This window comes from Streptomyces sp. R-07 (genome assembly GCF_049913175.1).
Lineage (GTDB): Bacteria > Actinomycetota > Actinomycetes > Streptomycetales > Streptomycetaceae > Streptomyces.
The window spans coordinates 1,429,067-1,443,207 of the sequence record NZ_CP183978.1 but is presented as its reverse complement, the minus strand read 5'-3'; the positions used below and the strand labels follow the sequence as shown (position 1 = coordinate 1,443,207).

11 protein-coding genes are annotated in these 14,141 nt (G+C 73.2%); 5 read left to right on the top strand and 6 right to left on the bottom strand.

All coding sequences use genetic code 11. The annotated features are described in order from the left end of the window. Window positions 1-183: 183 nt before the first annotated feature. Together ACN9M0_RS06435 and ACN9M0_RS06430 are read right to left on the bottom strand one after the other, a co-directional pair. On the bottom strand, window positions 184-1,812 hold the full coding sequence (locus tag ACN9M0_RS06435) for an amidohydrolase (RefSeq protein ID WP_426403265.1): 1,629 nt from the start codon (window positions 1,810-1,812) through the stop codon (window positions 184-186). Between the two features lie 332 nt (window positions 1,813-2,144). After that, window positions 2,145-2,876, bottom strand: coding sequence for a TetR/AcrR family transcriptional regulator (locus tag ACN9M0_RS06430; protein ID WP_426403264.1), 732 nt, complete (start codon window positions 2,874-2,876; stop codon window positions 2,145-2,147). Window positions 2,877-2,944: 68 nt separating this feature from the next. On the opposite strand from ACN9M0_RS06430, the gene ACN9M0_RS06425 reads away from it, so the two are divergent. Beyond that, the gene (locus ACN9M0_RS06425) at window positions 2,945-4,384 is read left to right on the top strand and encodes a purine-cytosine permease family protein (RefSeq protein ID WP_366041145.1); all 1,440 of its coding nucleotides are present in this window, start codon (window positions 2,945-2,947) and stop codon (window positions 4,382-4,384) included. A gap of 60 nt (window positions 4,385-4,444) precedes the next feature. Here ACN9M0_RS06425 and ACN9M0_RS06420 read toward each other — a convergent pair whose 3' ends face one another. The 3 genes from ACN9M0_RS06420 to ACN9M0_RS06410 form a co-directional block, all read right to left on the bottom strand. Beyond that, entirely contained in the window at window positions 4,445-5,125 is a 681-nt protein-coding gene (locus tag ACN9M0_RS06420) for a gamma-glutamyl-gamma-aminobutyrate hydrolase family protein (protein ID WP_366041143.1), read from the bottom strand. 34 nt (window positions 5,126-5,159) lie between these two features. Next, window positions 5,160-6,593, bottom strand: a complete 1,434-nt coding sequence (gene eat, locus ACN9M0_RS06415) for an ethanolamine permease (RefSeq protein WP_426403263.1) — start codon at window positions 6,591-6,593, stop codon at window positions 5,160-5,162. Window positions 6,594-6,780: 187 nt separating this feature from the next. Continuing rightward, complete coding sequence (locus ACN9M0_RS06410; protein WP_116161919.1) at window positions 6,781-7,509, bottom strand: FadR/GntR family transcriptional regulator; 729 nt, start codon at window positions 7,507-7,509, stop codon at window positions 6,781-6,783. Window positions 7,510-7,598: 89 nt separating this feature from the next. On the opposite strand from ACN9M0_RS06410, the gene ACN9M0_RS06405 reads away from it, so the two are divergent. The 4 genes from ACN9M0_RS06405 to ACN9M0_RS06390 all read left to right on the top strand — a co-directional run bounded on the left by ACN9M0_RS06405 (window position 7,599) and on the right by ACN9M0_RS06390 (window position 12,470). Continuing rightward, entirely contained in the window at window positions 7,599-8,963 is a 1,365-nt protein-coding gene (locus tag ACN9M0_RS06405; RefSeq protein ID WP_366042825.1) for a glutamine synthetase family protein, read from the top strand. Between the two features lie 10 nt (window positions 8,964-8,973). Then, window positions 8,974-10,338, top strand: a complete 1,365-nt coding sequence (locus ACN9M0_RS06400) for an aldehyde dehydrogenase family protein (RefSeq protein WP_426403262.1) — start codon at window positions 8,974-8,976, stop codon at window positions 10,336-10,338. After that, complete coding sequence (locus tag ACN9M0_RS06395) at window positions 10,335-11,117, top strand: 3-oxoacyl-ACP reductase (RefSeq protein WP_366042827.1); 783 nt, start codon at window positions 10,335-10,337, stop codon at window positions 11,115-11,117. Before ACN9M0_RS06400 ends, ACN9M0_RS06395 begins: the two co-directional genes overlap by 4 nt. Before the next feature lie 90 nt (window positions 11,118-11,207). Then, a complete protein-coding gene (locus tag ACN9M0_RS06390; protein WP_366042828.1) occupies window positions 11,208-12,470 on the top strand; it encodes a haloacid dehalogenase-like hydrolase in 1,263 nt (420 codons plus the stop codon). Here the strand turns inward: ACN9M0_RS06390 and ACN9M0_RS06385 are convergent. Next, complete coding sequence (locus tag ACN9M0_RS06385; RefSeq protein WP_426403261.1) at window positions 12,467-13,669, bottom strand: amino acid deaminase/aldolase; 1,203 nt, start codon at window positions 13,667-13,669, stop codon at window positions 12,467-12,469. The two genes, ACN9M0_RS06390 and ACN9M0_RS06385, sit on opposite strands and share 4 nt — an antisense overlap. Window positions 13,670-14,141: the final 472 nt, after the last annotated feature.

Here is a 14,141-nt window from a genome sequence, read left to right as displayed (position 1 = left end):
ACACGGGACCGCGCCCTTGCGGGCGCCTCCGCCCCCTGCGCCTGGACCCGTACCCCAGCGGTGCCGCACAAAGCAGTGCGGGTCAGGGCCCGGGAGCCTAGGCCCGGCAAGGGGCGCCGTCCGTTGTGCCCACCCGTTCCGCCCCAGCGGAACGATTGCCCACAACGGGTGGGCGCCGGGTCGTCAGACGTCCGTCGCGCGGAACGTCACCCGGCCCGACACCGTCGTCAGACGGACCGGGACGTCCGGCAGGTCCGTCGACGCGGTCGCCAGGGGGTCCGCCCCCAGCGCCGTCAGGTCGGCGCGGTACCCGACCGCCAGCCGGCCCGCCTCGTGCTCCTCGCCCGCCGCGTACGCCGCCGCCGTCGTCATGCCCCGCAGCGCCTCCAGCGGCGTGAGCGCCTGCTCCGGACCGTGTGGCGCCTGCCCGAGGTCGCGGCTCGGGCGTCGGTGGCGGGCCCCGGCCATCACCCCGAGCGGCGGGAACGGCGCGATCGGCCAGTCGGAGCCGAGGACCACGGTCGCACCCGAGTCCGACAGGTCGCGGCAGCGCCACGCGCGCGCGGCACGCTCCTCGCCGAGCCGCCGCGACCAGTTGTCCGTGTGGTCGGCGCGCGTGAAGTCGCAGCAGTGTGTGGGCTGCATCGACGCCAGGACGCCCAGCTCCGCGAAGCGGCGCAGCGTGTCGTCCGGCACCGTCTCGATGTGCTCGACCCGGTGCCGTACCCCGCCGCCGCCCGCCGTCCGCGCCTTCTCGACGGCGTCGAGGACGTGCCGTACGGCCGCGTCGCCGATGGCGTGCGTCGCGGTGGCCACGCCCGCCCGGTGCAGCTCCCCGACGATGCGGGTGTACGCCTCGGGGTCCGGCCAGAACGCGTGCGTGGATTCGCCGTGGCAGTCGGGGCGCTCCAGCCACGCCGTGCCGTTGTCGATGGTCCCGTCCATGAAGAGCTTCACGCCGGCGACCCGCCACAGTTCCCCGCCCGTGCCCTGCTGCTCGATCAGCGCGCGTACGCCGTCGGCGTCGGTGCCCGGCTGGCACCAGGGCGCGACCCGGAGCCGCAGCGGCAGCTCACCGGCCGCGTCGAGCTCCCCGTACAGGGCGAGGCTGTCGCCGTTGGCGTCCATCGCGTGACCGCCGGTGAGGCCCGCCGCCGCCATGGACCGCAGCGCCGCCGCGAGCCGCTGCCGGCTCTCCTCGCGCGTCGGCCGGGGGGCGACCCGCTCGATCAGCTCGCAGGCGGCGTCCTCCTGGAGCAGCCCGGTCGGACGCCCGTCGGCGTCGCAGACGATCTCGGCGGAGGCCTGGTCGAACGTGCGGGGGCCGTCGACCCCGGCGAGTTCGAGCGCCCGGCGGCTGGCCAGCGCCGAGTGGGCGTCGAAGAGCAGCAGGAAGGACGGCACGCCGTCGAGCACGGCGTCGAAGGGGGCGGTGTCGACGGGCCGTTCGCCGAAGACGTTCGGGTCCAGGCCCCAGCCGAACAGCCACTGCCCACGGTCGAGGGCCCGCACCTCGCGGGCCAGGGCCTCCCGTACGTCGTCGAGGTCGGCGCAGTACGACAGGTCGAGACCGTGGGTGAGTTCGGCGCCGGTCACCGGGTGCAGGTGGCCGTCGACGAGGCCGGGGGTGACGACGGCCCCCTTGAGGTCGACGACGGTGGTCGCCGGACCGGCCAGCGCCCGTATCTCGCGGTCGTCACCCAGGGCGGAGATCCGGCCGTCGTCGGAGACGGCGAGTGCGGTCTCCGGCAGGAACGCCCCCGTGCCGGGGTCGAGCAGACGGGCGGAGAGCAGGACGAGTCGGGTGCGCACGGGTGGCTCCAGGAAGAGTGCGGGAGGCGGTACGGGTGGCTGGGGCTGGGGCTGGGGCTGGGGCTGGGGCGGAGGGCGGAGGGCGGAGGGCGGAGGGCGGCGGCCTGAGGCCGGTGGGTGGGTGGGCCGGCGGTCCGCAGCGCGGCTTGACGCCGGCCGGGCCGGGGAGGGCGGGGTGTGCGTGAGCCTCACGACGGCCGCCCGGTGCGCCCGGGCGGCCGTCGTGAGTGCGGCTGGACCGGCCGGACTGGCTGGACCGGCTGGACCAGCTAGGCCTGTTAGACCGGCTGGACCAGCTAGGCCTGTTAGACCGGCTGGAGCGGCTAGGCCAGCTAGACCGGTTCGGCCGGTTCGGTCGACTCGGTCGACTCGGCGTGATCGGCCTGCTCGACCCCCTCGGTCTGCCCGGCCCGCTCGTCCCCTTCCGCCGGCAGTCGTACGTCGGTCAGCGCGCCGTGCGCCAGCCCGAGTTCGCGTTCCGCCGTGGTGATCGCCATGCGGGTCACGGCTGCGGGGCGGTTGCTGCGGTCCGTGTTGGCGTGGGCGCCGAGGCCGTCCAGGACCACCAGGATCTGGATGGCCGTCGCGCGCGGGTCCTCCGTCCGGAACTCGCCCCGCTCGACGCCCTCGCGGATGAGCCCTTCGAGGCGGTCATCGGAGGCGAGCTCCTGTTCGGCGACCCGGTCGCGCAGCACGGGCCGGTAGCGGCTGAGGTGCCGGGCGTTGATCCACAGGCGGCTGATGTCGTCGTACGCCGCTCCGGCCGAGAGGGCGAAGTAGCGCGCGAGGTACTGCGTGGGGGTCCCGTCGGGGCGGTCGGCGGGCAGCAGGGAGTCGAGCTCGCCGAGGGAGGCGACGCTGAACGCCTCGGCGACCAGATCCTCCGCCGACGGGAAGTAGTGGCTGATCAGACCGGGGCGTACGGCCAGCTCGTCGGCGATGCGCCGGAGCGTGACGCACTCCAGGCCCTCGGTCAGGGCGACCCGGGCGGCGGTCTCCACGATCTCCGCCCTACGGGCTTCGGGCGTTTTCCGAATTCTCTTGCGCTGGACGCTTGACGGCATACCGGTGATGCTATTGAGTGTGCGACCAATAAGCAACCAGGTGGGCATCACACGCACCGGAGGGCCGCATGGCTTCCACGATCCCCGACCACGGCGCCCCCCGCGCCGAGGTCCCCCCGCCGGCCGACCGGCCCGGCCGCATCGAGGCCCACGGCATCGACCACATCTCCGACGCGGAGCGCCACGGCGACCCGCGCGAGCTGTTCGCCGTCTGGGCCGCCGCCAGCGTCAACTACCTCAGCCTCGTCGTCGGCGGCGCCCTGGTCCTGATGGGCCTGAACCTCTGGCAGTCGCTCGCCGTGATCGTCGTCGGCAACCTCTTCAGCGTGCTCACCGGCCTGGTCGCCACCCCTGGGCCGGCCGCGGGCGCGCCCAGCGAGGTCATCACCCGCGCCCTCTACGGCGTCATAGGCAACCGCGTGAACAACGCGGTCGGCGGCTGGCTGGTCTCCGTCTGCTACTTCGCCCTCAACCTGGCCGCCGCCGCGACCGCCGCCTTCGCCCTGGTCGAGAAGACCGGCATCACGGCGAACACCCCCGTGAAGGTCGCCGTCGTCGTCGTCATCGCCGCGCTCACCCTCGGCATCAGCGTGTACGGGCACGGCCTGATCATCAAGCTGTACCTGCCGATCACGCTGGCCCTGGCCGGTGCCTTCACCGTCGTCGCTCTGGCGGTCTTCAAGCACGCCGACTTCTCGTACGTCCCCGCCGAGCGGCTGACCGGCACGGACCTCTGGGCCGTGCTCATCGCGGGCACGGCGATGGTCGCCTCGGGCCCGCTCTCGTACACCACGAGCGCCGACTTCTCCCGCTACCTGCCGCGCACGGCCTCGCCGAAGGCCGTCGCCGGCTGGACCGCGCTCGGCTCCTTCGTCCCGAGCGTCGTGGTCTGCGCGCTCGGCGCGTTCGCCGCGACGGCCGTCGACATGACCGACCCTCAGAACGCGCTCCAGGAGATCCTGCCCGGCTGGTTCACGCCCGTCTTCCTGCTGGCCCTGGTCCTGGGCACGATCTCCATCAACGCCCTGACCGCCTACAGCGCGGGTCTCGCCCTCCAGGCCGTCGGTCTGCGCATCCGCCGGACCGTCAGCGTCCTCTTCGACGGCGTCGTCGCGGTGGGCCTCACCCTCTACGGGCTGCTCGTCTCCAGCTTCCTCGACACCGTCAGCAACGCCCTCCAGGTGATCACCGTCCTGATCGGCCCGCTGATGGCCGTGTACGCGACGGACGTCCTGCTGCGCCGCAACCGGTACGACGGCGTCGCGCTCTCGGACGAGACCCCCGGCAGCCCCTTCTGGTTCACCGGCGGGGTCAACTGGGCGGGGGCCGCCTCCCTCGTGACGGGTGTGGCCGCCGCCGCGCTCTGCGTGAACACCCTCTACACCGGACCGGTCGCCGCCGCCGTCGGCGGCATGGACCTCTCGCTGCCGGTCGGCATGGTGGTCTCCACCGTGCTGTACGTGGTCCTGGGCCGCCGCGCGGTCGCGGCGACCACCGCGGCCCACTGAACCGCGGGGCGGCCGGAGCCCACCCCGGCCGCCCCGCTCCCTTTCCTGCAGAGGGCAGAGCTACCGGCCCGCCGCCTCGACCAACCCCCGCATCACGCGCAGGTCCTCGCCCATCTCCGGATGCCACTGCACGCCGAGCGCCCAGGCCGGCGCGGCCAGTTCCACCGCCTCCACCGTGCCGTCCTCCGCGTGGGCCGAGGGCGCGAGTCCCGTGCCGAGCCGGTCCACGGCCTGGTGGTGGTAGGTCGGGACCTCGGTGAGTTCGGGCACCAGGGAGGCGTACCGCGTGCCCGGCACCGGCTTCACCGCGTGCCGGCCGATCACGCCGACGGCCTCCACGTGCCCGTCCAGGTGCTGGATCAGCGTGCCGCCGAGCGCCACGTTCAGGAGCTGCATGCCCCGGCAGATGCCGAGCAGCGGGGTGCCGGAGGCCAGGGCCGCTTCGATCAGGGCCAGCTCCCAGGAGTCCCGGGCGCGGGCCGGCGGGCCGGTACGGGGGTCGGGCTCGGCCCCGTACCGTACGGGCTCGACGTCCGCCCCGCCCGCGACGACGAGTCCGTCGAGCCGGGCCACGACCGCCGCCGCGTCCTCGGGTCCGCCCGGCGGGAGCATGACCGCGAGCCCTCCGCTCTCCCGGACGAGCCGCGGGTACGGGGCGGGGAGCAGTGCGGCCTGCATGTCCCACACCCCCCAGCGGGCCTGGTCCAGATAGGTGGTCACGCCGATGAGCGCCTTGGTCACGGAACTTCCTCCAGAGGTGCGGAGCGTCGGGGGATCAGTCGCGTTCGAGTTCGGCCTCGGCCGCGGCGAGCGCCGCGAACTCCTCCTCGGGGGCCCGGGCCACCAGATGGTGCCGACTGTAGAACGCGAAGTAGGCGAGGGCGATCACGTACACCCCGAGTGCCATGAACGCCGCCGTCCGGTCCACCAGGAAGGTCGCGACGAGCGCCGAGAGGGCCAGGACGAAGGCCACGGAGGAGGTCGCGATCCCGCCGGGCGTGCGGTACGGACGGTGGAGTCCCGGCTCCCGGCGGCGCAGCACGATGTGGGAGAGCGCCATCAGGGCGTACGAGATGGTGGCGCCGAAGACCGCGATGTTCAGCATCCGCGCCCCGTTCCCGGTCCCGGCGGCGAGCGCGAAGCCGATGGCGCCCGGGATGAGGAGCCCCAGGTAGGGCGACTTGCGGCGGCTGGTGAGGGAGAGGAACCGGGGCAGGTAGCCGGCCCGGGAGAGGGCGAACAGCTGGCGCGAACCGGCGTAGATGAGGGAGAAGAAGGAGGCGACCAGGCCCGCGAGGCCCGCGTAGTTCACGAAGCGGCTGAGCGTCGTCGGGTCCCCGTCGCCCTGGAGCGCCACGACCAGCGGGTTGCCGGCCTCCTGGACGGCGGCCGAACCGCGCGCCCCGGTGGCGGCGAAGAAGGTCATGACCGCCAGCAGCACCAGGATGCCCATCGAGATCGCGAGCGCCCTCGGCATCGACCGCACGGGGTCCTTCGCCTCCTCGGCGGCGAGCGGCACGCCCTCGACGCCGAGGAAGAACCACATGCCGAAGGGGAACGCCGCCCAGATCCCGAGGAGTCCGAACGGCAGCCAGGAGTTCGATCCGAAGGCCTCGCTGTCGACCGGGATGTCGTTCAGGCCGTCGACGTGGAAGTCGGTGAGCGCGCCGAGCGCGAAGACGACCAGGGCCGCGACCGCGATCGCCGTCACGATCAGGCTGAAGCGCAGCGCCTCGCCCACGCCCCACAGGTGGATGCCGATGAAGAGCGCGAAGCAGACCAGGTAGACCGGCCAGCCGGACTCCAGGCCGAAGAGTCCGAGGGACTCGACGTAGTCGCCGATGAAGATGGAGATCGCGGCGGGGGCCAGGATGTACTCGATGAGGATCGCGGTGCCGGTGAGGAAGCCGCCCCAGGTTCCGAGCGCCCGGCGGGCGAAGCCGTAGCCGCCGCCCGCGGTGGGCAGGATGGCGGAGAGCTCGGCGAGCGCGAAGACCAGACAGGCGTACATCGCGCCCATCAGGACCGTGGCGACGGCGAGTCCGCCGAAGCCGCCCTTCGACAGGCCGATGTTCCAGCCGGAGAAGTCCCCGGACACGACGTACGCCACTCCGAGGCCGGTCAGCAGCAGCCAGCCGGCGCTGCCGCGGCGCAGGGCCCGGCGTTCGAGGTAGTCGTCCTTCGACGGCGTGGTGTCTTCGAGCGTCATGGCAGCGTCAGCTCCCCGCAACGGGCCCAATGGATTGGTCCCATACCTTTGCGGTGGCCGACGGGGCAGCGCAACCCCCCTGCGTTACTTTCGGGTTACGCGCCCGCCCCGCCGGTCCGCCCGTCCGCCCCGGAGCCCGCCCCGCCGGTCCGGCCGCTCGCCCCGTCCCGGCCCGCCTGCCCTCCCGTCACGTCAGGAAACCCCGCAGCAGCGCCGCCGTGCCCGCGCAGTGCTCCCGCATCACCTCGCGCGCCGCGTCCGCGTCCCCGTCGAGGACCGCCTCCACCAGGGCGGTGTGCTGGTGCTGGGAGTGCTCCAGATTGCGTACGAGCAGGGGGATGCAGTCCAGGAGGTCGTTCACCGTCGCACGGACGGCGGCGTACTGCGCCGTGAGCGTCGGCGAGCCGGAGAGCTCGGCGAGCGTGAGGTGGAGCAGGGTGTCCTGGCGGCGGTAATCGGCCAGCGGGGCGTCATGGGTGGCCGCGACGGCCGTCCGCAGCCGCTCGGCGCCCGCCGCGTCCAGGCCGTGGGCCGCGCACAGCCCGGCGGCCCCCACCTCCAGGACCTCACGGAAGCGCAGGGTGTCCTCCATGTCGACCGTGGCGATCCGGCGACGCAGCTCGTCCTCGTCGGCCGTCTGGACCCGGGGCAGCACGAACGTCCCGCCGTACCGGCCGCGCCGGCTCTCCACGAGCCCCTGTTCCTGGAGGACCTTGAGGACCTCGCGCAGGGTCACCCGGCTGATCCCCATCCGGTCGGCGAGCTCCCGTTCGGCGGGCAGCCGCTCCCCGCCGGGCACCAGGCCGAGGCGTACCACCTGGAGGATCTGCTCCAGGGCCTCCTCGAATCCGTTGCCCGCCCGCACCGGCCGCAGCACGGGCGTCAGCCGGTCCGCCGATTCACTCGTACTGGCCACGTTCTCGTTTCCCTTCCTCCAGCACTTCCCAAGCAATGGTCTTCCGCAATACCTTATGGCTTCCGGCAGGCCGAAGGAGGAGCAATCCCGTGGCAGACCGCACACCCCCGCTCACCGTCGAGGAGCTGCGCGCCCTCGTCGCGAGCGGCGAGATCGACACCGTAGTCCTGGCCTTCCCCGACATGCAGGGGCGGCTCCAGGGCAAGCGGTTCGCCGCACCGTTCTTCCTGGACGAGGTCCTCGGCCACGGCACCGAGGGCTGCAACTACCTCCTCGCCGTCGACACCGACATGAACACCGTCGACGGCTACGAGATGTCCTCCTGGGACCGCGGCTACGGCGACTTCGCGATGCACCCCGACCTCACCACCCTCCGCCGTCTCCCCTGGAACGACGCCACCGCCATGGTGACGGCGGACCTCGCCTGGGCCGACGGCAGCCCGGTCGTCGCCGCGCCCCGCCAGATCCTCCGCCGCCAGCTGGAGCGCCTCGCGGAGCTCGGCCTCACCGCCCACGTCGGCACCGAGCTCGAGTTCATCGTCTTCAGGGACAGCTACGAGCAGGCCTGGGACGCGAACTACCGCGGCCTCACCCCCGCCAACCAGTACAACATCGACTACTCCGTCCTCGGTACCGGTCGCATCGAACCGCTCCTGCGCCGCATCCGCAACGAGATGACCGGCGCGGGACTCACCGTGGAGTCCGCCAAGGGCGAGTGCAACCCCGGCCAGCACGAGATCGCCTTCAAGTACGACGAGGCCCTCGTCACCTGCGACCAGCACGCCGTCTACAAGACGGGCGCCAAGGAGATCGCCGCCCAGGAGGGCTGCTCGCTCACCTTCATGGCGAAGTACAACGAGCGCGAGGGCAACTCCTGTCACATCCACCTCTCCCTCCAGGACGCCGAGGGAAAGAACGTGATGGCCGGGGAGGACGGGCACGGCATGTCCGGGACCATGCGGCACTTCCTGGCCGGACAGCTCGCCGCCCTCCGTGACTTCTCCCTCCTCTACGCCCCCAACATCAACTCCTACAAGCGGTTCCAGCCCGGCTCCTTCGCGCCCACCGCCGTCGCCTGGGGCCACGACAACCGCACCTGCGCGCTCCGGGTCGTCGGCCACGGCCGCTCCACCCGCTTCGAGAACCGCCTCCCCGGCGGCGACGTCAACCCGTACCTCGCCGTCGCCGGCCTGATCGCCGCCGGACTCCACGGCATCGAGCAGCGCCTCGAACTGCCCGAGCCCTGCACCGGGAACGCGTACACCGCCGAGTACGCGCACGTCCCCACCACCCTGCGCGAGGCGGCCGAACTCTGGGAGACCAGCGAGATCGCCAAGGCCGCCTTCGGCGCCGAGGTCGTCGCCCACTACCGCAACATGGCCCGCGTCGAACTCGACGCCTTCGACGCCGCGGTGACCGACTGGGAGCTGCGCCGCTCCTTCGAACGTCTCTGAGAGGAATGAGTTGCTCCAGGTACTGAACCCGGCGACCGAGGAACTCGTCGCCACCGTCCCCGCCGCCACCGCGGCCGACGTCGACGCCGCCGTCGTACGGGCGGCACGAGCCCAGCGCGGCTGGGCCGCCGCCACGCCCGCCGTCCGGGCCCGGCTGCTCCGCCGCTTCGCCGCCGTCGTCGACGACCACGCCGAGGAACTGGCCCGCCTGGAGGTCACCGAGGCGGGCCACACCCTCGGCAACGCCCGCTGGGAGGCCGGCAACGTCCGCGACCTGCTCGACTTCGCGGCCGGGGGAGTGGAGCGCCTCAACGGCCGCCAGATCCCGGTGGCGGGCGGCCTCGACATCACGATCCTCGAACCGCTCGGGGTCGTCGGCGTCATCGCCCCCTGGAACTTCCCCATGCCGATCGCCGCCTGGGCCACCGCACCCGCCCTCGCCGCCGGCAACGCCGTCCTCCTCAAGCCGGCCGAGACCACCCCGCTCACCGCGCTGCGGCTCGCCGAACTCGCCCTGGAGGCGGGCCTCCCCGAAGGCCTCTTCCAGGTCCTCCCCGGCACCGGACCCGTCGCCGGGAACGCCCTCGTCGAACACCCCGGCATCGCCAAGATCGTCTTCACCGGCTCCACCCGGGTCGGCAAGTCGATCATGGCCAAGTGTGCGGACCAGGTGAAGCGGGTCACCCTCGAACTCGGCGGCAAGAGCCCCAACATCGTCTTCGCCGACGCGGACATCGAGGCGGCGGCGGCCGCGGCCCCGATGGCCTTCCTCGACAACAGCGGCCAGGACTGCTGCGCCCGCACCCGCATCCTCGTCCAGCGGAGCGCGTACGACCGCTTCCTGGAGCTCCTCACCCCCGCCATCGAGGAGATCGTCGTCGGCGACCCGCTCGACGAGCGCACCCAGATGGGGCCCCTCATCTCCCGCGCCCAGCTCGACCGCGTCCGCTCCTACGTCACCGAGGACCTCCCGGCCATCCGCGGCAAGGCGCCCGAGGGCCCCGGCTTCTGGTTCCCGCCGACCGTCCTCACCGACGTACCCGAGGACGCGCCCTGCGCCGTCGAGGAGATCTTCGGACCCGTCGCCGTCGTCCTCCCCTTCGAGGACGAGGCCGACGCGATCCGCCTCGCCAACGCCACCCCGTACGGCCTGTCCGGCTCGATCTGGACCCGGGACGTCGGCCGCGCCCTGCGCGCCTCCCGCGCCGTCCGGGCCGGCAACCTCTCCGTCAACTCCCACTCCAGCGTCCGCTACTGGACCCCGTTCGGCGGCTACCAGCAGTCCGGCCTCGGCCGCGAACTCGGCCCCGACGCCCTGACCGCCTTCACCGAAACCAAGAACGTCTTCATCAGCACGGAGGGCCCCGCACTGTGAGCAACGAGATCATCTGCCGCCGCCTGGTCGGCCGCACCGCCGTCATCACCGGAGCCGGCAGCGGCATCGGCCTCGCCACCGCCCGCCGTCTCGCCTCCGAGGGCGCCAACGTCGTCTGCGGCGACATCGACGAGACCGCGGGCAAGGCCGCGGCGGAGGAGGTCGGCGGCACCTTCGTCCAGGTCGACGTCACCGACCCCGAGCAGGTCGAGGCGCTGTTCAAGACCGCCTTCGACACCTACGGCTCCGTCGACATCGCCTTCAACAACGCCGGCATCTCGCCGCCCGACGACGACTCGATCCTGGAGACCGGCCTGGAGGCCTGGAAGCGCGTCCAGGACGTCAACCTCACCTCCGTCTACCTCTGCTGCAAGGCCGCCCTGCCGTACATGCGCCGCCAGGGCAAGGGCTCCATCATCAACACCGCCTCCTTCGTCGCCATCATGGGCGCGGCCACCAGCCAGATCTCGTACACCGCCTCCAAGGGCGGCGTCCTCGCCATGTCCCGCGAGCTGGGCGTCCAGTTCGCCCGCGAGGGCATCCGCGTCAACGCCCTCTGCCCGGGGCCGGTCAACACCCCGCTGCTCCAGGAGCTGTTCGCCAAGGACCCCGAGCGGGCCGCGCGTCGCCTCGTCCACATCCCCGTCGGCCGTTTCGCCGAGGCCGAGGAGATCGCCGCCGCCGTCGCCTTCCTCGCGAGCGACGACTCCTCCTTCGTCAACGCCAGCGACTTCCTCGTCGACGGCGGTATCTCCGGGGCGTACGTGACCCCCCTCTAGGCCCTCGCCGCCGCCACCCCCTCCCCCCCCACCCGACAGCCGGGCGTCGCAAGGCGCCCGGCTGTCCTGCGTCCATCCAGGAGAGTGTTCATGAACGACAGGCTCCGCACCTCCGCCGCGGCGGCCGCCCTCGCCCTCGCCGCCACCGGTCTCCTCCCCGCGGCGAACGCCGAGGCCAGGCCCGCCGCATGCCCCACCCTGAAGGTCTCCGACGGCTGGTACGGAGACAACAAGGCCCGCATCGACGCCCTGATCGCCGACCACTGCGCCGACGAGCGCGCCGACGAGCGCGGCCGGAAGCCCGTCGCGGTCTTCGACTGGGACAACACCGTCATCAAGAACGACGTCGGCGACGCCACCTTCTACTGGCTGCTCCGCAACGACCGCATCCGGCCCCCGAAGGACGGCGACTGGTCCACCACCAGCCGCTGGCTCACCCCCGAGGCCGCCACCGCCCTCGGCGAGGCCTGTCCCACCGGCGTCCGCACCCTCCCCACGGCCACCGACACCCGCTGCGCCGACGAACTCCTCTCCGTCTACGGATCCGGTGCCACCACCGGCGGGAAGACCGCCTTCGCCGGCCACGACCACCGCCGCATGGAACCCCAGTACGCCTGGCTCGCCCAGCTCCTGCACGGCTGGACCACCCGCCAGGCCGCCTCCTTCGCAGCCGCCGCCCGCGCCGAGAACCTCGCCGCCCCGCAAGGCGCGACCCAGCGCGTCGGCAGCTCACAGGTCACCGGCTGGGTCCGGTACTACGACCAGCAGCGGGACCTCATCCGTGCCCTCCAGGACGGCGGCTTCGACGTCCGGATCGTCTCCGCCTCACCCGAGCCCGTCGTCGACGTCTGGGCGAAGGGCGTCGGCATCGACCCCTCCCACGCCCTCGGCATCCGCAACACCACCGACCACGGCCGCCTCACCAGCCACCTCAAGGGCTGCGGCACCGTCCAGGACGGCCAGGACGCGATGATCACCTACATCGACGGCAAGCGCTGCTGGATCAACCAGGAGATCTTCGGCGTCCGGGGCCCCGCTGCCGAACGCGTCCAGCCCGCCTCCCGCCGCCAGGTCTTCGCCGCCGGCGACTCCGACACCGACGTCTCCTTCCTGCGGGACGCCACCGGACTGCGCCTGGTCCTCAACCGCAACAAGAACGAACTCATGTGCCGGGCGTACGAGAACGGCGACGGCCGCTGGCTGGTCAACCCCATGTTCATCGAACCGAAGAAGCGGAAGGCGACCCCGTACCCCTGCGCCACCACCGGCTACACGGCGAGCGACGGCACGGCCCAGCCGGTCCGGCGTGACGACGGCAGCGTCGTCCCGGACCAGCTCGACTCCGTCTCCTAGAGGAAGGTCATCCCCTCACCCCGGTACGTGGGCACCGTCGCCGAGACGCGGTCGCCCTCGACCAGGTGCAGGCTCTCGAACCGCTCGCACAGCTCCCCGGCCTTCGCGTGCCGGAACCAGACCTTGTCGCCGATCCGCAGATCGTCGGCGGGCGAGCCGAGCAGCGGGGTCTGCACCTCGCCGGGACCCTCCTGCGGGTCGTACCGCAGCCCCTCCGGCAGATACGGGACGGGCAGCCGGTCCGGGCCGGCGGCACCCGACGCCGGGTACCCGCCGCCGAGCACCGTCACCACGCCCACGCCCGGGCGGCGGACCACCGGCTGCGCGAAGAGCGCGGCCGGGCGCCCGCTGAAGGACGTGTAGTTGTCGAAGAGGCGCGGCACGAACAGGCCCGAACCGGCCGCGATCTCCGTCACCGCGTCCTCGGCGGCCGTGTGCTGCACACTCCCGGTGCCGCCGCCGTTCACGAACTCCAGCTCCGGCGCCACCGCCCGTACGGCCCGCACCACGGCCGCCCTGCGGTCCGCCAGCTCCTTGCGGGCGGCGGACTGCATCAGCCGGATCGCCCGCGAGCGCAGCGGCCGGCCCGCGAGCGCGTCACCGACCCCGGCGACATGCCCCTCGTACGCCATGATCCCGACCAGCCGGAACCCCGGCCGCCGCACCACCGAGCGGGCCAGCTCGGCCAGGTCGGCGGGGGTCCGCAGCGGGGAGCGCCGGGCCCCGACCCGTATCCTCCCGCCGAGCAGCTGGAGGGCGGTGTCCAGCTCCAGACAGACCCGCACCTCCTCCGCCCCGCCCGCCCGCGAGGCGTCGATCAGATCGAGCTGCGCCACGTCGTCCACCATCACGGTCACGGCGGCGGCGAGCTTCGGATCCCGCGCGAGCTCCCCGAAGCCGGAGCGGTCGGCGGAGGGATAGGCGAGGAGGACGTCCTCGAAACCGGCGCGCGCCAGCCACAACGACTCGTCGAGCGTGAACGACATGATCCCGGCGAAGCCGTCGCGCGCCAGCACGCGTTCCAGCAGGGCCCGGCACCGCACGGACTTGCTCGCCACCCGGACCGGCTTGCCTCCGGCCCGGCGCACGAGGTCCGCCGCGTTGGCGTCGAAGGCCTCCAGATCGACGATCGCCACGGGCGCGTCGAGGTGAGCGGTGGCCCGGTCGTAACGGGCCCGGTCGGCGGCACGGGGAGTCATGGCCCGAGCTTGCCAGACAGGTTTACGGGTGGGTAGCCCCTGGGTTCCCGTGCGCGGGGGAACAGCCCGTAGAGTGACGGGCATTGTCGACACGAGCGCGGGGGGACGGGGATGACCGGCGAGCACCGCCCCACGACCTCCCGCATCACGGACGCCCTGCTCCCGGCGGATCCCCCTGCGGTGGAGACGACGACCCGCCTCCGCCCGATCCGTGCGACGGACCCGCCGCCGAGCCCGGCAACGCCCGCGCAGCCCCGGCCGACGCCCCCCGCACCGCCCGCCCGGGCAACCACGCCCCCGCTTCCGCCCCGGCCTGCGGCAGCCCCGCCAGCCCCGCCCCGGCCCGCGCCAGCCCCCGCGCCGCCCACGACCGGCCCCGCCCGGCCCGCTGCCGCCCCTTCGGGGCCGACGGTCACGCCGTCCACCCCGCCCCGGCCCGCGGCAGCCCCCGCGCGGCCGACGACCGGACCTG